The 20,108-nt window shown below is 68.8% G+C and carries 18 protein-coding genes; 3 read left to right on the top strand and 15 right to left on the bottom strand.

Features of this window, described 5'->3' with window-relative positions; translation table 11 throughout:
* Positions 1-116 precede the first annotated feature (116 nt).
* On the top strand, positions 117-2,348 hold the full coding sequence (locus AC0662_RS35305; protein ID WP_478306133.1) for a LamG-like jellyroll fold domain-containing protein: 2,232 nt from the start codon (positions 117-119) through the stop codon (positions 2,346-2,348).
* Positions 2,349-2,491: 143 nt separating this feature from the next.
* Positions 2,492-4,021 (top strand): WD40 repeat domain-containing protein, encoded by a 1,530-nt coding sequence (locus AC0662_RS35300; RefSeq protein ID WP_452203465.1) that lies wholly within the window; start codon positions 2,492-2,494, stop codon positions 4,019-4,021.
* On the opposite strand, the gene AC0662_RS35295 is transcribed toward AC0662_RS35300, so the two are convergent.
* From AC0662_RS35295 to AC0662_RS35275, 5 genes are read right to left on the bottom strand one after another with little or no spacing between them, the layout of a single operon-like run.
* Complete coding sequence (locus AC0662_RS35295; RefSeq protein ID WP_452203466.1) at positions 4,018-5,289, bottom strand: MATE family efflux transporter; 1,272 nt, start codon at positions 5,287-5,289, stop codon at positions 4,018-4,020. The genes AC0662_RS35300 and AC0662_RS35295 overlap by 4 nt on opposite strands.
* 9 nt (positions 5,290-5,298) lie before the next feature.
* Positions 5,299-6,084, bottom strand: a complete 786-nt coding sequence (locus AC0662_RS35290) for a WecB/TagA/CpsF family glycosyltransferase (protein WP_478306131.1) — start codon at positions 6,082-6,084, stop codon at positions 5,299-5,301.
* The gene (gene gmd / locus AC0662_RS35285) at positions 6,084-7,073 is read right to left on the bottom strand and encodes a GDP-mannose 4,6-dehydratase (protein WP_452203468.1); all 990 of its coding nucleotides are present in this window, start codon (positions 7,071-7,073) and stop codon (positions 6,084-6,086) included. Before gmd ends, AC0662_RS35290 begins: the two co-directional genes overlap by 1 nt.
* Entirely contained in the window at positions 7,070-8,011 is a 942-nt protein-coding gene (locus tag AC0662_RS35280) for a GDP-L-fucose synthase family protein (RefSeq protein ID WP_452203469.1), read from the bottom strand. The genes gmd and AC0662_RS35280 overlap by 4 nt, the downstream gene beginning before the upstream one ends.
* Complete coding sequence (locus AC0662_RS35275) at positions 8,011-9,495, bottom strand: sugar transferase (protein ID WP_452203470.1); 1,485 nt, start codon at positions 9,493-9,495, stop codon at positions 8,011-8,013. Before AC0662_RS35275 ends, AC0662_RS35280 begins: the two co-directional genes overlap by 1 nt.
* Before the next feature lie 227 nt (positions 9,496-9,722).
* Here AC0662_RS35275 and AC0662_RS35270 point away from each other — a divergent pair, with 227 nt between their 5' ends.
* Positions 9,723-10,349, top strand: a complete 627-nt coding sequence (locus AC0662_RS35270) for a phosphatase PAP2 family protein (protein WP_478306129.1) — start codon at positions 9,723-9,725, stop codon at positions 10,347-10,349.
* Between the two features lies 1 nt (position 10,350).
* Here AC0662_RS35270 and AC0662_RS35265 read toward each other — a convergent pair whose 3' ends face one another.
* The 10 genes from AC0662_RS35265 to AC0662_RS35220 all read right to left on the bottom strand — a co-directional run bounded on the left by AC0662_RS35265 (position 10,351) and on the right by AC0662_RS35220 (position 20,088).
* Entirely contained in the window at positions 10,351-11,241 is an 891-nt protein-coding gene (locus AC0662_RS35265; protein ID WP_452203472.1) for a phytanoyl-CoA dioxygenase family protein, read from the bottom strand.
* A 100-nt stretch (positions 11,242-11,341) separates the two neighbouring features.
* Positions 11,342-12,682: a glutamate-1-semialdehyde 2,1-aminomutase gene (locus tag AC0662_RS35260; protein ID WP_452203473.1), complete on the bottom strand. Its 1,341-nt coding sequence runs from the start codon at positions 12,680-12,682 to the stop codon at positions 11,342-11,344.
* On the bottom strand, positions 12,679-13,227 hold the full coding sequence (locus AC0662_RS35255) for a dTDP-4-dehydrorhamnose 3,5-epimerase family protein (protein WP_452203474.1): 549 nt from the start codon (positions 13,225-13,227) through the stop codon (positions 12,679-12,681). Before AC0662_RS35255 ends, AC0662_RS35260 begins: the two co-directional genes overlap by 4 nt.
* Positions 13,228-14,496: a polysaccharide pyruvyl transferase family protein gene (locus AC0662_RS35250; protein WP_452203475.1), complete on the bottom strand. Its 1,269-nt coding sequence runs from the start codon at positions 14,494-14,496 to the stop codon at positions 13,228-13,230.
* Positions 14,493-15,443 carry a glycosyltransferase family 2 protein gene (locus AC0662_RS35245; protein WP_452203476.1) on the bottom strand — a complete coding sequence of 317 codons (951 nt, stop codon included), beginning with the start codon at positions 15,441-15,443 and terminating at the stop codon, positions 14,493-14,495. Before AC0662_RS35245 ends, AC0662_RS35250 begins: the two co-directional genes overlap by 4 nt.
* Entirely contained in the window at positions 15,440-16,711 is a 1,272-nt protein-coding gene (locus AC0662_RS35240) for an MATE family efflux transporter (protein WP_452203477.1), read from the bottom strand. The genes AC0662_RS35245 and AC0662_RS35240 overlap by 4 nt, the downstream gene beginning before the upstream one ends.
* Before the next feature lie 2 nt (positions 16,712-16,713).
* The gene (locus tag AC0662_RS35235) at positions 16,714-17,427 is read right to left on the bottom strand and encodes a class I SAM-dependent methyltransferase (RefSeq protein WP_452203478.1); all 714 of its coding nucleotides are present in this window, start codon (positions 17,425-17,427) and stop codon (positions 16,714-16,716) included.
* Positions 17,424-18,575 (bottom strand): class I SAM-dependent methyltransferase, encoded by a 1,152-nt coding sequence (locus tag AC0662_RS35230; protein WP_478306125.1) that lies wholly within the window; start codon positions 18,573-18,575, stop codon positions 17,424-17,426. Before AC0662_RS35230 ends, AC0662_RS35235 begins: the two co-directional genes overlap by 4 nt.
* Entirely contained in the window at positions 18,569-19,234 is a 666-nt protein-coding gene (locus AC0662_RS35225; protein WP_478306123.1) for a PIG-L deacetylase family protein, read from the bottom strand. The genes AC0662_RS35230 and AC0662_RS35225 overlap by 7 nt, the downstream gene beginning before the upstream one ends.
* Complete coding sequence (locus tag AC0662_RS35220; protein ID WP_452203481.1) at positions 19,234-20,088, bottom strand: glycosyltransferase family protein; 855 nt, start codon at positions 20,086-20,088, stop codon at positions 19,234-19,236. Before AC0662_RS35220 ends, AC0662_RS35225 begins: the two co-directional genes overlap by 1 nt.
* Between the last annotated feature and the right edge of the window lie 20 nt (positions 20,089-20,108).

The raw sequence follows: 20,108 nt of genomic DNA, 5'->3' as shown, positions 1-20,108 counted from the left end.
ACAGGATCTCGCTCCGTGCCCTACTCTCTTCTCCGGGGGATTTCTCGGGGCTTCGTGAGGTTCAAGTTGTACGGCGCCGGTGCGCGCCGCCCATGTCCAAGGGGGGACATCGCTACATGACGAAGACACGCCTGTCCGCACGCCTGTTCGCGCGACTGGGGATTGCGGGCTCGCTACTCGCCGGCGCGCTGGTCGTGACGCTGGCACCGGCGGCGCAGAGCGTCGAGGCCTCGCTCTCCGCGGCCGCCGGCTCGAGCTGGCAGACCAACTCGAGCGTCCAGGGCATCGCGGTCGCCGACGGTACGGCGTACGCCGGGGGCCGGTTCACCAGCGTCAGGCCACCGGGCGCCGCAGCCGGGACCGGTGAGGTCGGCCAGGCGTACCTGGCCGCCTTCGACGCGAGCACCGGCGCTCTGGTCACCACGTTCAACCCGGTGCTGAACGGTCAGGTTTACGCGGTCGCCGCCTCCGCGGACGGCTCCCGGATCTTCGTCGGCGGTGACTTCACCACGGTCAACGGCCAGACCCGCAACCGGATCGCGGCCTTCGATACCGCCACCGGCGCGCTCGTGGCGAACTGGAAGCCCTCGGTCTCCTACCGCGTCAAGACCATCGCCGTCTCCGGTACGACGGTGTACTTCGGCGGCTCGTTCGGCCTGGTGAACAACCTGACCCGCGACCGGCTCGCCGCGGTCACCACCGACACCGGCGCCCTGTTGCCCTGGGCCCCGTCGGTGAACGGCGACGTATACGCGGTGGACGCCGCCGACGACGCCTCCAAGGTGTACGCCGGTGGTCAGTTCAGCACCGTCAACGGCACCAACCAGAACACCGTGTCCAGCCTCGACCCGGTGACCGGGGCCGTCCTCCCGTTCCCGGGCGCCTCCGCCGTACCGCCGCCGAACGGGTCCTGCACGACGCGGGTGAAGACGATCGACGCCAGCGGCGACACCGTGTACTTCGGCAACGGTGGTGACGGCGGCGGGTGCTTCGACGGCACCTGGGCGGCCGACATCGCGACCAACACGCTGAAGTGGAAGAACCAGTGCCTCGGCGCGACCGAGGCGGTCAAGGTCGTGAACGGCTGGCTCTACAAGGGCTCGCACGCCCACGACTGCGCGAACCAGGGCGCCGGCGGATTCCCGCAGGGCTTTGGCTACCGCTTCCTGCTGTCCGAGAAGATCAGCGACGGCACGCTCGGCCCGTGGTTCCCGAACACCGACGCCGACCCGAACAGCGTCACCAACGTCGGACCGCTGGCGTTCGCGACCGGCGGCAACGACCTGTGGGTCGGCGGCGACTTCCTGAACGTGAACGGCACCGCCCAGCAGGGCCTGACCCACTTCACCAACGCCACTCCAGGTGCGGCCCCGGCCAAGCCGGCCAAGCTGCTGCCGTACAGCGTCCAGCCCGGCGTCGTCCAGATCCACTTCCCGACCGTGGTCGACAACGACGACAGCACGCTGACGTACCGGCTACTCAAGGGCTTCAGCAACACCACCATCGCGACCTGGACCGCCAAGTCGACGCCGTGGGACCGGCCCTGGCTGCACTACACCGACACCGACGTGACGCCGGGCGAGGTGACGAACTACCGCGTCGAGGTCACCGACGGCAGTACGACGATCCGCGGCAACTACTCGGACCCGCTCACGGTCGCCTCGGCCGCGTCGACGGCGTACGACCAGCTCGTGAACTCCGACGGTCCGCAGGCGTACTGGCGGCTCGGTGAGGCAGTCGGTACGACGACCTCGGTCGACTCGTCCGGGCAGAGCAACAACGGGACCTTCACCGGCGTGACGCTGGGTGCTGCCGGTGCGATCGCCGGCAACAGCTCGATGACGATCAGCTCGTCCAGCGGGCGGATGGTGGGCGAGAAGGCGTACAGCATGCCGCAGCAGTTCACCGTCGAGGCCTGGGTCAAGCAGAGCGGCTTCAACCGCGGCGGCCGGATCATCGGCTTCGGCAACTCGAAGACCACCAACAGCGGCGGTGGCGGTGACCGGATGCTCTACATGCGCACGAACGGCTCGATCGTCTTCGGCGTGAACGACGGCTCGCAGCGCACCCTGACCAGCCCATCCGGCAAGAACGACGGCCAGTGGCACCACGTGGCCGGCACCTACGACAACGGCACGATGAAGCTGTACGTCGACGGCGTGCTCTCGGGCAGCGCCCTCGTGGGTCCGGCGTCGGTGTACTACGGCTGGTGGCGCGTCGGCTACGACCTGACGAACTCGTGGCCCGGCGGCGGAGCCACCCAGACCGGGATGGGCATCGACGAGGCTGCGGTTTACCCGTACGCACTCACCCCGGTGCAGGTCCAGTCTCACTACGCGGCCAAGTGAAAAGCCGTCTCTCTGGGAGTTCTGGCACAAAGTCATAACGCGGTCCGGAGGCCCGCTTCCAGTGGGCCTCCTGCACCGGTATCGTCCGCCGCTGGTGCGTGATGAGGCACGCGCTGTTGGACCCCGCCTGTCGAAGGACACAAATGAAGAAGTTAGTGCTGGCCCTTGTCACCGGCGCGGCCGTCCTGGCCGCGGCGTTGATTCCGTCGGGACCGCCTGTGCAGGCGGCGACACCGGGCTTCGCCTCCGCCGTATCCGCCATCAAGCAGACGTCGTGGCAGACCAACAACAGCGTGAACGCGCTGGCCATCGCGGGTAACACCGTGTACGCCGGCGGTCTGTTCACCAGACTCCGCCAGCCGGGCAAGTTGTCGGGCCAGGCGCCGGAGACGCTGCGCAGCTACGTCGCGGCCTTCGACCGCACCACCGGCGCTCCGACCTCGTTCGCGCCGACCGTGAACGGTCCGGTGTACGCGATCGCCACCAGCCCGGACGGGAAGTGGGTGGTGATCGGCGGTGACTTCACCGTGGTGAACGGCGTCCGGCGCAGCAAGATCGCGATGTTCAGCACCGCCACCGGCAAGCTGGTGGCGGCCTGGGACCCGGTGGTCGCGGCCCGCGTCAAGGCGCTCGCGATCTCCGGCAGCACCGTGTACATCGGCGGCGCCTTCGGCAAGATCGACGGCGCGGTCCGCAACCGGCTCGGCGCGGTCCGGCTGCTCCAGGGCGACCTGCTGCCGTGGAACCCGAACGCCAACTCCGACGTGTACGCCGTGGACGTCGCCGACAACGGCAGCCGGGTCTTCGTCGGCGGTCCGTTCAGCACCATCGGCGGCAAGGACCACTACTCGCTGGCGATGCTGAACACCACCACCGGCGCGGCCTACGACTTCCCGGCCGCCGCCTCGATCCCGAAGCCGACCGCGACCTGCACCACCCGCGTGAAGGACATCGACACGCTCGGCGACAAGGTGTTCGTGTCCAACGGCGGTGACGGTTCCGGCTGCTACGACGGCGTACTGGCGGCGCAGGTGTCGACCGGCAAGCTGCTGTGGAAGAACACCTGCCTGGGCGCCACCGAGGCGATCAAGGCGATCGGCAACTGGCTCTACAAGGGCTCGCACGCGCACAACTGCAGCTCGTCCCCGAACGGTTTCCCGGACGGCACCGGCACGCATTACCTGCTGGTGGAGAGCGCGATCAACGGCAACCTCGGACCGTGGTTCCCGAACACCGACGCGAACCCGAAGAGCACCACGAAGGTCGGTCCGCTGGCAATGGCCGGTACCGACTCCGACCTGTGGGTCGGCGGTGACTTCCTGAACGTCAACGGCAAGCCCCAGGTGGGGATCGCCCGGTTCACGAACGCCGCGGGTGGTGCGGCGCCCGCCGTACCGAAGGCTCCGACGCTCGTCGCGACCTCGGCCGGTCGGGTTTACGTGAGCTACAACGACGTGTACGACCTGGACAACCTGTCGCTGACCTACAACGTGTTCCGCGGGTCGCTGAACGTCGGGTCGGCCGTCAACGTGTCGTACTTCTGGCAGGCGCGGAAGACCTACCAGGTGATGGACCGCGGCCTGGCCCGTGGCTCGACATACACGTACCACGTCGAGGTGCACGACGGCCGCAACATCATCAAGAGCGCCAATGCGAGCGTGAAGATCCCCTAAGCCGCGGCAGCGGCGCGGCGATGGGCGGCGATGGCCCGGTGGGCTTCGTTCCACCACAGGAGCAGAGTGGCGAACGACGCTCCGGCCAGCCCCCACGCCGCGCCCTTCGGGCCCCAGAGGAAGGCGCCGCCGATCCCGCAGGTGATCAGGACGGCGGATGAGATCAGCCGGACGCGCAGACCGCGGGTCGCGGCGGTGAGGGCGCGCAGGATCGCGAACGCACCCGCGTTCGAGGCGCCCAAGGCCTGCAACAGGATGACCGGGATCAGCACGGTGTGCGCCTGCGCCCAGACGCCCGGGCCGAGCAGTTCCCGGCCCACAACGGCAGGTAGCAACAGGAAGATCGCGCCCCACGCCAGCGCGCCGGCTCCGACGCCGAACGAAATGGCGAGACCCACGAGCCACAGCCGCCGGTACGAATGCTTCAGCGCCCGGGCGGCTTCGGGGACCGAGATCATCCGGATCCCCTGGTTCAGCACGTTCACCGGGCCGAGCAGCACCTGGGCGCCGCGGATCCCCGCGGTCGCCACCAGGCCGGCGGCCGCGGTGATGCCGAGCATGTAGACCTGGATGGTGCCGGAGACCGCGAGCATCTCCCCCACGTACTTCGGGCTCAGGTCCCAGTTCCGCCGTACCCATTCGCGGATCAGCTGGCGGCGGGGCGCCACGCCGGCCTGGAACCGGCCCGCGATCGCGGCGATCACCGCGCCCAGTCCCCACCCGAACGTGAGGCTGAACGCGGACGTCGTACCGGTGAGGTAAAGGCCGCCGAAGATCGCCAGCATCGCGAGCAACCAGATCAGGTCGTTGACGAAGGCCTTCGTTCCCTCACCGACGACGAAGAACGCCCAGCGCCAGGCGTCCTGCAGCAACAGTCCCGGCATCGTCACCGCGAACGCGATCAGCACTCCGCGCGACGGGACGCCGGGGAAGGCCGCGATCGCCAGGCCAACCAGCATCGCGAGCAGACCGCACAGCAACGCGGTCGCCGTACTCGCCCGGACCGCGCGCTGCCAGTCCGGCGTGCGATCACCGGAGTGCCGTACGGCGAGCGGCTCGGTGGAGACCGCCCGCGACACGTTCAGGGCGATCGTGTAGCCGCCGAAGGCCAGCGCGTAGACGCCGAAGTCGGCGACCGTACTGGACCGCGCGACGACGACGCCGACCGCGAGATTGCTGAGACTCGACAGCGCCTGATCGGCCAAACCCCAGCCCGCGCGACCGGCCGGACCGGCCAGCCGACGTAGTTTCGGCCGCCGGAATCTCACCGGCTCACTCTAGAGTGGTCGCGGCGGGTGCCGGAAAATGCCCACCAGGAAACGCGGGATCCCGAGCAGGTAGCGCCGCCAGAGCCGCTTCGGCTCCTTGTACAGCCGGTAGCTCCACTCCAGCCCGGAACGCTGCATCCACAGCGGCGCGCGGTCCAGCCGGCCGGTGTGGAAGTCGAACGCGGCGCCGACGCCGACCAGGATCGTCGCGTTCAGCCGGTCGCGGTGCTCGGCCATCCAGCGCTCCTGCTTCGGCGCGCCGAGCCCGACCCAGATGATGTCCGGCCGGGCCTCGTTCATCCGGGCCACCGTCTCGGCGTCCTCGGCGTCGGTCAGCTCCCGGTACGGCGGGCACTCGACACCCACGACCTTCAACGCCGGGTGCCGCTCCTGGAACCGCTCGCGGAGCTCCTCGGCCACCCCGTCGGCGCCGCCGTAGAAGTACTGCGTCCAGCCGTTCTCCGCCGACTCGGCCAGCACCCGCTCGAGCAGGTCGGGTCCGGCGACCCGGTCCATCTGCTCGAACCCGGTCTTCTTCCCGGCCCACACCAGCGGCATTCCGTCCGGGACGGTCAGCCCGGACGTGTTGTAGACCTCGGTCAGCCGCTCGTCGGCGCGGGCGTGCAGCAGCGCGTTCATGTCCGACACGCAGACCAGCTGCTGCTCGTCCTGCTCGATCCACCGGGCGAACGTCGCCACGGTCGCGTCCAGATTCGTCACGCTGACATGAATTCCGAGTACATCGACTCGCTGATCCGTCGTCCAGGCAGTGGTCCGGGCCTGAGTGTCGGTCATCAATCCTCCGTTTCGGTGCGCAGCGCGGCGAGGTCGGCGTCGACCATGATCCGAACCAGTTCGGGCACGTGCACCTGCGCCTTCCAGCCGAGGTCGACGGCCGCCTTGGTCGCGTCGCCGATCAGCGAGTCGACCTCGGTCGGACGCTCGTAGCGCTGGTCGTAGTCGACGTACTGCTCCCAGTCCAGGCCCACATGTGCGAAGGCCAGTGCGACGAAGTCACGGACCGAGTACGACGTACCGGTCGCGATCACGTAGTCGGCGGGGGTGTCGTGCTGCAGCATTCGCCACATGCCCTCGACGTACTCCGGCGCGTAGCCCCAGTCGCGGCAGGCGTCCAGGTTTCCCAGGTACAAGCGGTCCTGGCGACCGGTCTTGATCGCGGCGACCGCGCGGGTGATCTTCCGCGTCACGAACGTCTCACCCCGCCGCGGGGACTCGTGGTTGAACAGGATGCCGTTCACCGCGAACATGTCGTACGCCTCGCGGTAGTTCCGCGTCATCCAGTAGCCGTAGAGCTTCGCGGCTCCGTACGGCGAGCGCGGGTAGAACGGGGTGTCCTCGTTCTGCGGTGGTGGGGTCGCGCCGAACATCTCCGACGAGGACGCCTGGTAGAAGCGGCAGTCCAGCCCGATCATCCGGATCGCCTCGAGCAACCGCGTCGTACCCATGCCGGTGGTGTCACCGGTGTACTCCGGCTCGTCGAAGCTGACCCGGACGTGACTCTGCGCGGCCAGGTGGTAGACCTCGGCGGGCTGGATCGACGCCAGCAGCGTGACGAGTCGCGAGCCGTCGGTCAGGTCGCCGTAGTGCAGGAACAGCCGCTTGTCCTGCGCGTGCGGGTCCTCGTACAGATGGTCGATCCGCTTGGTGTTGAAGGTGCTGGCGCGGCGGATCAGGCCGTGCACCTCGTAGCCCTTGGACAGCAGCAGCTCGGCCAGGTACGACCCGTCCTGCCCGGTGATCCCGGTGACGAACGCCTTCTTCACGCGACATTCTCCTGGTACCAGGCGTAGGTGGCGGCCACGCCGTCTTCGAGGGAGATCGACGGCTTCCAGCCCAGCGACTGCAGCCGGCTCACGTCGAGCAGCTTGCGCGGGGTGCCGTCCGGCTTCGACAGATCGTTGCTCAGGGCACCGGTGTAGCCGACGGTACGGGCGACCAGCTCGGCCAGTTCCCGGATCGTCACGTCCGCGCCGACACCGACGTTGATCGGCTCGGGAGCGTCGTAGTACTCGAGCAGGTGCAAGCTGGCGTCCGCGAGGTCGTCGACGTGCAGGAACTCGCGCCGCGGCGTACCGCTCCCCCACAGCACGACCTCGTCCGCACCGGTCGCCTTGGCCTCGTGGAAGCGGCGGATCATCGCCGGCAGCACGTGCGACGTGACCGGGTCGAAGTTGTCGTTCGGCCCGTAGAGGTTGGTCGGCATCGCCGAGATCCAGCGCAGCCCGTACTGCCGGCGGACCGCCTGGACCTGCATGATGCCGGCGATCTTCGCGATCGCGTACGCGTCATTGGTCGGCTCCAGCTCACCGGTCAGCAGGCTTGACTCGCGGATCGGCTGCTCGGCGTACTTCGGGTAGATGCACGACGACCCGAGGAACAGCAGCCGCGGCGTCCGGACCTCGAGCGCGGCGTCCATCAGGTTCACCTGGATCCGCAGGTTGTCGCTGAGGAACTCGGTCGGGTGGTCCCGGTTCGCCAGGATCCCGCCGACCCGCGCCGCGGCGTCGATCACGGTGACCGGGCGGTGCTCACGGAGGAACGCGAAGGTCGCCTCCCGGTCCCGCAGGTCGAGCTCACCGGACGAGGCGCCGATCAGGTGCGTGTACCCGGCAGCGTCCAGGCGACGCCAGATCGCCGAGCCGACGAGGCCGCGGTGGCCGGCGACGTACACCGGTGCATGAAGGTCGGGCTGGGTTGTCATCAGTACGCTCCCGCGCCGTAGATCACCGCGCGCACGGTCTTCCAGAGGATCAGCAGATCAAGGGTCATCGACCAGTTGTCGACGTACCGCAGGTCGAGCCGGACCGACTCGTCCCAGGACAGGTCACTGCGGCCGCTGACCTGCCACAGGCCGGTCATCCCGGGCTTCACCAGCATCCGGCGCGAGTCGTCGGCGGCGTACAGCGCGACCTCCTCGGCCAGCGGCGGGCGCGGACCGACCAGCGACATGTCGCCGCGCAGCACGTTGAACAGCTGCGGCAGCTCGTCGAGGGAGAACCGGCGGATCCACCGGCCGAGCGGCGTCATCCGCGGGTCGTTGCGCATCTTGAAGATCACGCCGTTGCCGTCGCTCAACGCATACAGATCGCTGAGCCGCTGCTCGGCGTCGGTGTACATACTGCGGATCTTCAGCATCGTGAACTCGACGCCCCCACGGCCGACGCGCTGCTGCCGGAACAGCACCGGACCGGGGCTGGAGACCTTCACCGCAAGGGCAAGCCCGATCAGCAGCGGGGCCAGCAGGGCAACGAAGCCGAGGGCAACGATCCGGTCGAAGACGGCCTTCATCAGGTGCGGGCCGCCGCTCACCGACGGCCGCTCCAGGTGCAGCAGCGACAGACCCGCGACCGGGCGGACGGAGATCCGCGGGCCGGCCACCTCGATGATGCCCGGTGAGACGATCAGCTCGATGCCGCGCTGCTCCAGCGCCCACGACAGTCGGCGAAGCAGATGGCCGGCCAGCTCCGGATCGGTCGCGATCGCGACCACCTCGACCGCGTGCCGGTCGGCCGCGGCCAGGATGTCCGACTCGTCGAGCTCCTCCGGCTGCAGCGGCCCGTCGCTGTCGGCGCGCGGACGGCACGTCGCGACCACCCGGAAGCCGTCGGTCGGACGGCTCTCCAGGTGCTCACACAAAGTTGCGGCCGGACCGCTACGTCCGACCACGAGAACCCTGTGCATACAGCGACCTCGGACCCGATGCCGGTGCAGGTCCTTCCGCAACGCGTACCGCAGCAACAGCGCGGACAGCACCAGCACGGGGATCGCCAGCACCACGAAGCCGCGGGCGATCTCGGTCTTGGTCACGTACGACGTCATCGCCACGGCGGCCGTCAGTCCGACCCCCGAACGCAACAGCGACCGGAACTCGTCCGGGCCGGTGCCGAAGTACCGCGAGTCGTAGCCCTTCGACAACGCCACCACGGCCACCCAGGCCGGCGGCAGCAGGCTGCTCACCACGAGATAGCTGGAGCCGACGTGGTACCCGAACCGGGTCAGCAGTGCGACCGACACCCCGAGCATCGCGGCCAGCAGGTCCCCGCCGACAGCGGCCCATCGGTACACCCCGACCCACCGCGGCTCGGTCCATCGGGACGGCAACGGAACGATCGCTGGAACCTCGTGCGGCACGACCCACAGCGGCCGCCGGCTGTCCACAGCGTCCGGCGCTTCTGCTCCGCTCACAGCGGTTTCCGTTCCCTCCTGCGACCGGACAGCCACGGACCGTGTCCATCGGAACCTGCAGTATGACCTGTTCACCCACGCTTCGGCGAGCAGTCACCGCAGATTACTACGCGTCCGGCGTCACTGCCCGACCGCCCGGCACCCTTTGGATAGAATTTGCGTGGGGTGGGGGGTGGATGAACACAGCCGGCGATCTTCCTGTGTGGGCAGGGTTTCGACCTGCCGTCGTGACCTCGGTCCGACGGTCGATGGTGCCCCTGATCGTGCTCGGACTCGTTCTGGTAACTGTTCCCGCGCTGGTCTACGCCGGCAGCACTCGACCGAGCCGGATCGACGGCCGGCTGCAGTCCCTGGCCACCGACCGATCGCCGGCGGCACACCAGCTGGCGGTCGCCCTCGACTGGCTGGGTGAACCACGCGGCCGCATCCTGGTGATCCTGGCGGTCGCCGCCGTCTGCCTACTCGCCCGGCGACGCGCACTCGCCATCACAGCGGTGATCGCCTCGCTGGTGGTCGCTGTCTTGACGACTGGCCTGAAGTACATCGTCGATCGCCGCATCCATGACGGTTTCCTCTCCTACCCGAGCGGGCACGCCGCGGCCTTCGCGGCCATCGGTCTGGTACTCGGCCTGCTGCTCGCCGACCTGCTCCGGACAAGCCTGGCGCTCGGTACGACCATCGTGCTGGCAGCCACTCTCGCCGCCGGAATCCTGATGGCCTGGTCGCAGGTCTCCCTGACAGCGCACTACCCCACCGACACCGTCGGCGGGGTAGGTTGCGCGCTGATCGTCGTACCGGCGATCGCCTTGCTGGTCGACCGATGGGCAGCCGGCGGGGCTGCCCGTCGGCCGTGACTCAGGCGAGGACCGCCGGGCTGTCGAATGCTGCGATGACCTCTTCGGGGACGTTCTTCAGGTCGCTGACCCGCAGGTAGTCGCCCATGGTCGTGCCGGTGCACTCCGAGTCGATGTTCGGAGCGGCCCGGCCGGCCAGTGCGTCACCAAGGTGCACCGTCCGAAGGTCGATGCTGAAGCGGGTCCGCCCCGACGCGTTCGGAACACTGGAGTGCAGCTGCGCGCCGGAGAACAGGATGACGCCGCCCGGCTTGCAGATCGGCCGGATCTGCGGCACCAGCTCGACTTCCTCCTCGGGCACCGGCTGCACCCGGGTGTCCTTGCCGATCTGGCTGGCCGCGATCTTCCGGCTGGTCGCGTTCCACTCCGCGTAGTTGTAGACCCGCGAACTGTTCCGGACCGGCGTCTGCCAGTACTTCGGGTGGAAGGCCAGCCCGTTCTCGTCGCTGATCGCGAAGATCGGCAGCCACCAGTTGAGCTGCACGTACGGCGCGGAGTACCAGGTGTCCCGATGCGGGTGGAACGCGAACGCGATCCCACTGGTCAGGTAGTCGTTCGACGTCGAGCTGCGCATCCGCGGCACGTCGAAGTACACCTCGTCCGGGTCGCAGCCGAAGTCGACGAGCATCTCCTGGATCAGCCGCTTCGACTCCGGGTGGTGGATGAACGCGGGCTTCAGCTCGGCGAGCAGTTTCGCGTAGTCCTCCACCGCCATGTCGAACTGCGCGGTCTCCGGGTCCAGCGGTGCGAATGCCTGGCGAGCCATCTCGCCGGCGAATTCGGTGAGTGCCACGGTAGACGGCCGTGGTGAGTAGACGAACAGATCGCCCTCGTAGAGCTTCTGTCGCCGTTCGTCGTCGCTGAAGTCGGCGTCGACATGGATGGAATGCATTTGACCCCCTCACAGAACCGGGGACTCACGTCCCCGGTTCTCTTGGATCTTTCCGCCTCGGTCGGTACCTCGGCGGGCGTGGCCCCCCGGCCACGACGTCTCAGATGTAGCGGCGGAACACCGGCTTGACGGGACGGCCGCCCAGCCACGGTGTCGGACCGCCCGCGTCGAGCGCCTGGCGGTAGACGGCGCACGCCCCGGCGACGACGTCGACAGTCCTGTTGATGTCCTCGTCGGTCAGCGCGCTACTGACCACGAAGGACGGACCGATGACCCCGCCGAGAATCAACTCGCGAAGGAACAGCGTCCGGTACGGCTGCGACGGCTGGAGCTGCTCGTCGAGCGTGGCGAAGACCAGGTTGCTCGCCCGGCCACGGACGAGAACGTGGTCCTGAACGCCCGCCGCCACGGCCACCTCGCGCACGCCCTTGGCCAGTCGCTCGCCGCGCTCGTGCAGCCGCGCCGAGATGTCCTCCTCGGCGTAGACGTCGAGCACCGCGATCGCCGCCGCGAGAGCATGCGTCTCGGCGCCGTGCGTCGTGGACAGCAGGAACACCCGCTCGTTGCCGTCCCGCAGGCCGCCGCGTTCCATGTACTCGCGCTTGCCGGCCAGGGCCGACACCGAGAAGCCGTTGCCGAGCGCCTTGCCGAAGGTGGAGAGGTCGGGCGCCACGCCGTACAGGCCCTGGGCGCCGGCGGCGGAGAAGCGGAAGCCGGTGATCATCTCGTCGAAGATCAGCAGCGCGCCGTACCGGTGGGCGAGGTCGCGGAGGCCCTCGAGGTAACCGGCCGGCGGGTCGTGCTGGGTCGCGGCCTCGAGGATCAGGCAGGCGATCTGGCCCTCGTTCCGGACCAGCAGTTCCTCGGTCGCGGCGAGATCGCCGTACGGGAAGCCGACGGTGAGCCCGCCGATCTCCTCGGGGATGCCGGCGTTCATCGCGGTGCGGGCGATGAACCAGTCGTCGATCGAGAAGAACGCGTGGTCGGAGCACAACGCGATCAGCGGGCGGCCGGTGACCGCGCGGGCCAGCTTGACCGCGGCGGTGGTGGCGTCCGAACCGTTCTTCGCGAACTTCACCATCTCGGCGGTCGGCACCGCGGCGAGGAATCGCTCGGCCGCCTCCAGTTCGACGATGCTCGGGCGGACGAAGTTGTTGCCCCGGTCGATCTCCCGCCGGACCGCCTCGACCACCTTCGGGTGCCGGTGGCCGAGACTGACCGCGCGCAGACCGGAGCCGTACTCGATGTACTCGTTGCCGTCCACGTCCCAGACGTGCGCGCCGTCGCCGTGCGAGATCACCGGCGCCATCTCGTACGGGTACTGGTCCTCGCCCTTGGCGTAGGTGTGCGCGCCGCCCGGGATCAGGTCGTGCAGCCGCTTGTTCGCCTCGGTGGACCGGGTGAACGACTTCGTGAACGGCTTGGTGAATGCCTTGGTCATGTCAGCCTCGCAGTCGCCAGCGCGAGTGATGGAGCGGCCTTGTCACGCTCGGACATCAGCGTGACGGGCAACGGCCACGGGATGTCCAGGTCCGGGTCGTCGTACCGGATCGACACGTCCTCGGACGGGTCGTGGGCACGGTCGATCCGGTAGGACACGTCCGCCGGTTCGGTGAGCGCCTGGAACCCGTGCGCGCAGCCGGCCGGCACGTAGACGGTGACCTGGTTGTCGCCGGTCAGGTCGAAGACCTCCCGGTTGCGGTACGTCGGTGACTCCGGGCGCAGGTCGATCACGACATCGAACACCGCGCCGTACGAGCACCGCACCAGCTTGGCCTCGCCCGCGCCGGCGCGGATGTGCATCCCGCGCACCACGCCGCGCCGCGAGCGGGAGATGCTGTCCTGCACGAACGCGTCCGGGTCCAGCCCGGCGGCCAGAACGATGTCCCGGTCGAACGTGCGCGAGAAGAACCCGCGCTCGTCGCGGTGCGGCGCCGGCCTGAACAGCAGCGCCCCCGCGATCCTCGGTACGTCGATGACGTCCATCTACTCCCCCCGTTCGGTGCTGACCGCGACGCGCGACGCCTCCCCGAACAACGCCGCGGAGAGGACGTCGTACTGCGCCTCGAGTGCCGCGACGTACTCGGCGTTCCGGGCCTGCATCGCCGGGACGACGCTCGCCGTCCGGGACTCGAGCGCACGGAACTGGTCGATCAGCCTGGCCACGTCGAGACCCTGGATCGGCTGCCGGAACTCAGCGAGCCGCATGTCCTCCATCAACGAGTCGCTCTTGATCCCGTAGCTGATCGAGATCGTCGGCTTCGACAGCATCAACGCCGAGACCACGTTGTGGTACCGCGACGCCACGACGATGTCGACGCCGGCCAGTTGCTCCAGCAGTCCGCCGAGCGTCTCGGCCGGCTCGTTGAAGAACCGTTCGTCGACCAGCTCGGGCCGGCTCTTGCGCAGGTCGTCGTACACGGCGTCGACGACTGCCTGGTCGCTCGGATCCCCGGTGACGAGGCGGATCCGGTACCCCGCGTCGACGAGCCAGCGGGCGAATTCGATGATCTTGGCGGTGTACGTCGCGTAGATGTCGTCGGCCCGGTCCCGATCGGCGTTGGTGCCGCGGTACGCCATCACGCCCAGACCGACGGTGCGCGGCGACGCCTGCTGAGATTCCGGGTCAGACTCCGGCACCGGTGGTCTCGGCAGCGCGAACGCGAGGTCCGGGTAGACCTGGTCCCGGCTGGTGTCCAGACCCATCGCCCGCATCGCGTCCCGCGAGTACTCGTCCCGGTACGAGCGGTACGACGCCAGTCGCGCCGCCGAGGTGTACAGCCAGCTCAGCGACCGCTCCCGCGCGACGTTCGCGCCGACGTTGACGAACGCGGTCCGTACCCCGGCCAGGCGGGCACACAGCACCATCAGGAACAACGCGTACGGCCAGCCCCACGGGCGGACCTCCATCGTGGTCTCGAGGACCCCCATGCCGGGCACGATGATCACGTCGTACTTGCGGACCAGGCGCGGCATCCGGCCGAGGTCGGCCACCTTGCCGAAGGTCTTCCGGACCACCGTCTCGATCCGGGACCGGCCCGGGCCGTGCTCCTGGAACCAGGTGATCGCGGCCGACGGGATGCCGTACTGGCGCTCGATCTCCTCCGGACCGGCGCAGATGCAGCTGATCCCTGCTTCCGGGTGCCGGCTGCGGACGTAGGCCAGCATCGCGTCGAAGGATCCGTGGTTGCCGAGGTTCCCGGAGCCCAAGAGACCGAAGAACGCCACCCGCGGTGACGCACCTGAGACGCTCATTCGTGCGAGACCTCCTGCTGCCGAACCACACCTGAACTGTCCGGGATCCTGGTCGGCGGCGTGGCCGGCAAGCTGTCCTCGATCCGGCCGCTGGACCGGCGGACCGCACGACTGGCCATCCAGCGCGCCAGGTGGCCGTAGCACTCCCGGCGGTCCGACGACGAGAGCGGAGCCCGGCGGATGCCGCCGACGAAACCGTTCACGTACTCGGTGACCAGCCGGACCGTCGGATGCTTCAGTCGGCTCGCCCGGCGCGGCTCCATGTTCGCGGACCGGGAACGGATCGTCGGCTTCGCCCGCTCGGCGCGGTCCGGGTGGTCGCGGCGGAAGAACAGCAGCTCGGGCACTTGGTGGAACCGTCCGTACAGCGCCAGCTCGGCCATGATCGTGCGGTCCGAGTGGTGGTAGCTGCCGTTCAGCGGCGTGCGGCGCAGGATGTCCGACCGCATCACGCCGTAGAAGTCGTCACCGCCGACGTCGAACAGCAGGCTGCGGAACCGGTCCGGTGCGTGCGGGTTCGCGGTGTCGAGCGGGTAGTCGACCTCGAGCACGATGTCGCCGTTGCCGTCGATGATGGCCTGGTAGGCGTGCGCGAGGACCAGGTACGGGTCCGCGTCGAGCGCCTCGATGCAGCGTCCCAACAGTTCCTTGCCGTACAGGTCGTCGTACGACGCCCACTTGAACAGCTCGGTGTCGGAGTGCTCGAAACACCAGTTGTGGTTCGGGGTGGCGCCGATGTTCACCGGCTGGCGGAAGTACTCGATCCGCGGGTCGGTGCGCTGGTACTCCCGGCAGATCTCTTCCGTGGCGTCGGTCGAGGCGTTGTCGGAGATGATCAGCCGGTAGTCGCCGTAGCTCTGCCCCAGCAAGGCGTCCAGGGACTCCGCGAGGTACTTCTCGCCGTTGTACACCGGGAGTCCGACGGTCAGCCGCGGTCCAGCGTTCATGTGCTCCTCATTTCCGGCATCTCCTGCACCGTGTCGAGCTCTGCTTCCAGATGTTTGCGCTCGCGGATCCCGACGCGCAGCGTGAACCACCAGACGAACGAGGCCAAGAACGTCGCACACGCGGCGCCCCAGGCCGATCCGAGCGCTCCGCCGATGGCCCCGCCGGTGACGCCGAGGACCAGGTAGAACGAGGACGCGCACAATTGCGCCTTCAGGCTGCGCCGCGCGATCCCGAGCGCCCGCAGCCCCGCCGCCGCGCCGGTGTTGAACCCGGCCCAGGCCACCGACAGGGTGGCCGGCAGCACCAGCGCGGACGCGGTCAGCCAGACCTCGCCGAGCAGCGCGTGCCCCCACTTGTCCGGCAGCACGAACAACAGCAGCAGACCCCACGCCAGCGCGGCGACCGCCTGCGCCCCACCGAGCAGCAGGCAGAAGATCGGCAACGCCCGCACCGAGCGCCGCAGTACCCGGGCCGCTTCCGGTACGGCGACCAGGCCGACGCCGGACAGCACGATGAAGAACGGACCGAGCAGCATCTCGGCGCCGCGCACCGTACCGACGGCGGCGACACCGGCGAACGCGCCGAGACCGTACATCCGCAGCTGGTACGCGCCGCTCAGCGTCACGTTCTCGGTCAGGTACCGCAGACTGAGATCGTGATGGTCACGCAGCCAGTGGATCGCTTGCGTCACCCGCGGCAGGACGCCGGCCTGGAACCCGCTGACCAGCGCGGCGAAGACCCCCGCGCCACCCCAGGCCAGCACGAACCTGCTCACGCTCGGATCGCGCGCAGCGAGGTACAGCAACGGAACCAGCGCTGCTGCCCAGGTGATGTCACTGACGAAGGCCTTGCCGCCCTGGCCGGAGGCGAAGAACGCGAACCGCCAGCTGTCCTGCAGCATCAGGCCCGGCAATACGACGCCCAGGGCAACGAACGCGGATCCGGTCCCACCGCCGAGCGCCAGTCCGACGATCGCACAGATCACCCCGGTCAGTACGCCGACCACGATCGCCATCCCGGACGACTTCGCGACCGCGGTCCGCCAGGCCGGGCGCTCGACACCGCTGAAGCGCACCGCGAGCGGATCGGTCGCGAGGCCCCGCGAGATGTTGACCACGACGCCGTACGTCACCCAGGCCAGGCTGAACGCGCCGAACTCCAGCGCGCCGAGCGACCGGGCGACCACGCTGCCCACGACGAAGCTGACCAGGCTGGTCACGGCCTGGTCGGCCAGTCCCCAGGTGAGCCGTCGGAGGACACCACGCATGGTCAGGACCTCGATTCACTCACAGCGGGGAGTTCCTGGAGCTTCCAGAGCCCGAGCCGGCTTGGGTCGACGTCACCGCCGTCGGCGAAGGACTCCACCGGCTCCGGGAAGTCGAAGGGTGGCAGGCGGAGGTTCAGCCGCCGCCAGTTCCGCCCGGTGAACTGGTTCCGGTTGTGCTGGATCTCCGGATAGGTGTTGACCAGCAGCCAGTTCGCACCGGTGGCGCGGAAGTTCTCCAGCATTCGCGCCGCGTCCTCGAAGGAGACGTGCACGAGACAGTCCCGGCACAAGACCACGTCCGCCCGCGGCAGCTCAGCACGCGTCAGGTCGGCGACCTGGAACTGCCGGCGCCGGTCGCCGAACTGCCGCTCGTTCCCGGCGATCACGCTCGGCACGATGTCCACGCCGTAGTACTTCCGGACCGGGAGCTCGATCCGCCGCATCCAGTTCAGGTCGCCACACGGTGCATCGAGCAACGAATCGGCGCGCAGGCGCTTCAGCAGGTCGGGCAACTTCTCCCGGATGTCGACGGTGGCGCGCAGCTCGGAACCGGTACCGGAGCCCGACTCGTCGCTGGCCCACCCGGCCGACTCGTACACCTGCGTGAACAACGCCTCGCGCGAGGTGACCCGCCACCTCAGTCGATGGGCCACCTGCACCTGCGCGATCGCGGTCCGTGCCTTGCCGGCCAGCGACGCCAGACGAGCCTTCATCATGCCTCCCGCCTTTCCCTCTCATGCGGTTCGGGGAGCGGGACGAGGTACGACGTACCCCAGCCGCCGTCGGATTCGAGTTGGGCGATCACCTCGTCGGCGATGTCCCAGGTGAGAACAAGAACGATGTCCGGCCGCGCCGCCTTCAGCTCCGCGATCGGACGGATCGGCACCATGCAGCCGCCGGGGATCCGGCGGCCGTGCTTGCCTGGGGCCATGTCGACGGTGAACGGCAGCAGGTCGGTCGACACCTTGCTGAGGTCGAGGAGCACCGGCGCCTTCGACGGAGCGCCGTACCCGAGCACTGTCCGGCCGGCGGCCTTGTGGCGGGCCAGCTCGTCGTGCAGCGCGCCGGCGGCATGCCACGCCGCTTCCTGCAGACTGCCGAGCTGTACCTCGTCAGCGATGCCTGCCGCATCCTCGTCCTCAAGCAGTACAGCGATCGACCCGTCCGGCTTCGCGTCCGCGGTGTGCCGGAGCATCACCATCAGACTGCCGCCGAACATGTCCACCTGCCTGACCGACTCGACGGCCAGGCCGTGCAGGGCGGCGACGTTCCGCAGCGCGCGCAGTGACACGTACGCCCAGTGGCCGTGCCGGATGGTGTCGAACTGGTTGCCCACGAACAGCGGCAGCAGGTGGTGGAACTCCATCACCAGCAGACCGCCCGGCGCGAGCCGGTCCGCGCGCAGCTTCAGGCTCTCGCCGTACTGCGGCTCGTGCACGATGCCGTGGACGTCGACGACCAGGTCGGCCTTCTCGTCCGCACCGGCAAGGCGGGCGCCGGCGGCGTACAAGTGGTCGAGCCAGGAACCGCCGTGCGGGCTGCCGAACTCGAACACCACACCGCCGTTCAGCTCCGGGTAGTCGGTGAGGATCTCCTTGACCGAGGTCTCCGCGTGCGCGCGGCTGGTCGCCGACTCCACGGCCAGCGGCTCCTCGGCCACCTGCGCCTCGACCGGACCGAGTTGGACCAGCGTGCAGTTCCGGCACAGCCACAGCTCCAGCGGCCAGCGCGGATCAGGGCCCGGTGCGTCTTTGTCCGGAAAGTAGTCGGCGCACGGCTGCGCCCCCAGATCCACCACGGGTACGACGTCCTCGCCGCCGCACCCACGACACGTAAAGACCACGGCCTCCCCCTCGCTCACCATGTCAACGTTGCTTTGGCCGTGGTGAAAGCTTCGGCGTAACGGGCCCGGCACTCCATGCCGCGGATCCGGGCCAGTCCGGCGAACACCTCTTCGTCGAACCAGTCGTGCGGGACCTGGGACGGGTACGCCTTGTGCAGCAGGGCGATCTTGTCCCGCAACTGCTCCTCGGACAGTTCGACGTACAGCCACGGCCGGCTGACGTCGCCGTCCCACTTCGGGATCTCGTAGTGCAGGACCAGGTGGTCACGCCACACCGTCGGCGCCAGCTCGGCGATCAGCCGGTGGTCCTGGTGCGCGTCGGTGCGGCTCGGCGCCAGCACCAGGTCGGGCTGCCGGCCCCCGTCGGACAGCGCGCCGCGAGCCGTTGCCTCGAGCAACTCCTTGGTCTCGTTCCAGAACGCCGGCAGCCGACCGTCCGGCAGCTCGGCCGTCGTCACAGTCACGTCGCAGTCGGGCAGGAACAACTCCGCCGCGCGGCGCGCCTCCTCGTGGCGATGCGGCGTACCGGTCGCGATCACGAACTCGGCGGACAGCTCCGGCACCGACTCGGCCAGCTTCAGCAGCGTGCCGCCGCAGCCGATCTCGATGTCGTCCGGATGCGCGCCGACCGCCACCAGATGGACCGGCCCGTCGATCAGGCCGAGCTCGAACGGCAGCATCAGATCGCCACCACGATCGGGTCGGAGCTGGTACCCAAAGGTGCCTTGTCCAGCACCTTGCTCTGCTGGTCGCGGGCCTCGTGGCTCCACAACGCCCACGGCTTCTTCCCGGATCGGTACAGCTCCTCGAGCTGGCTGCGTTCCTTCAGCGTGTCCATCGGCGCCCAGAACCCGTGGTGCGGGATCGCCTCCAGCTTGCTCATCGCGGCCAGCCGCGGGAACGCGTCCCCGACCAGGTCCTCGTCCTCGTGCAGGACGTCGAAGATGTCCTTCTTGATCACGAAGTACCCGCCGTTGATCCACACGTTCAGGTCGGCCGCCGACCGCAGCCCGGTGATCCGCGAGTCGGTGCCGAACTCGACCACGTGGAACGACGCCTGCGGCGGGACCGCGAGCAGGCTGGCGGTGATGTCGCTGGTCATCACGTGGTCGACGATCTTGTCCATCGGCGCGTCGGTCAGTACGTCGCCGTAGTTCGCCAGGAACGCGTCGTCGTCCTCCAGATACGGGCGGATCCGGCGCAGCCGCTCACCGATGCTGGTGTCGATCCCGGTGTCGACGAAGGTGATCTTCCACTCGCTGATGTCGGAGTCGAGCAGCTCGATCCGCTGCCCGCCCTTCGTCATCACGAAGTCGTTGGAGACCGTCTCCTCGTAGCGCAGGAAGTACTCCTTCACCGCGGACCCGCCGAAGCCCAGACACAGAATGAACTCGGTGTGCCCGAAATGCGCGTAGTACCGCATCACGTGCCACAGGACCGGCCGGTCGCCGATCGTCATCATCGGTTTCGGCGCGGAGTCCACCCCGCTGCGCATCCGCAGCCCGAACCCCCCGCAGAAGATCACGACCTTCATCTTTGAGACCCCCCTGGCCT

The sequence above is a fragment of the Kribbella sp. NPDC043289 genome (genome assembly GCF_056436705.1).
Note: the sequence above shows the minus strand (reverse complement) of the source record. Positions and strands in the feature narration are given on the sequence as shown.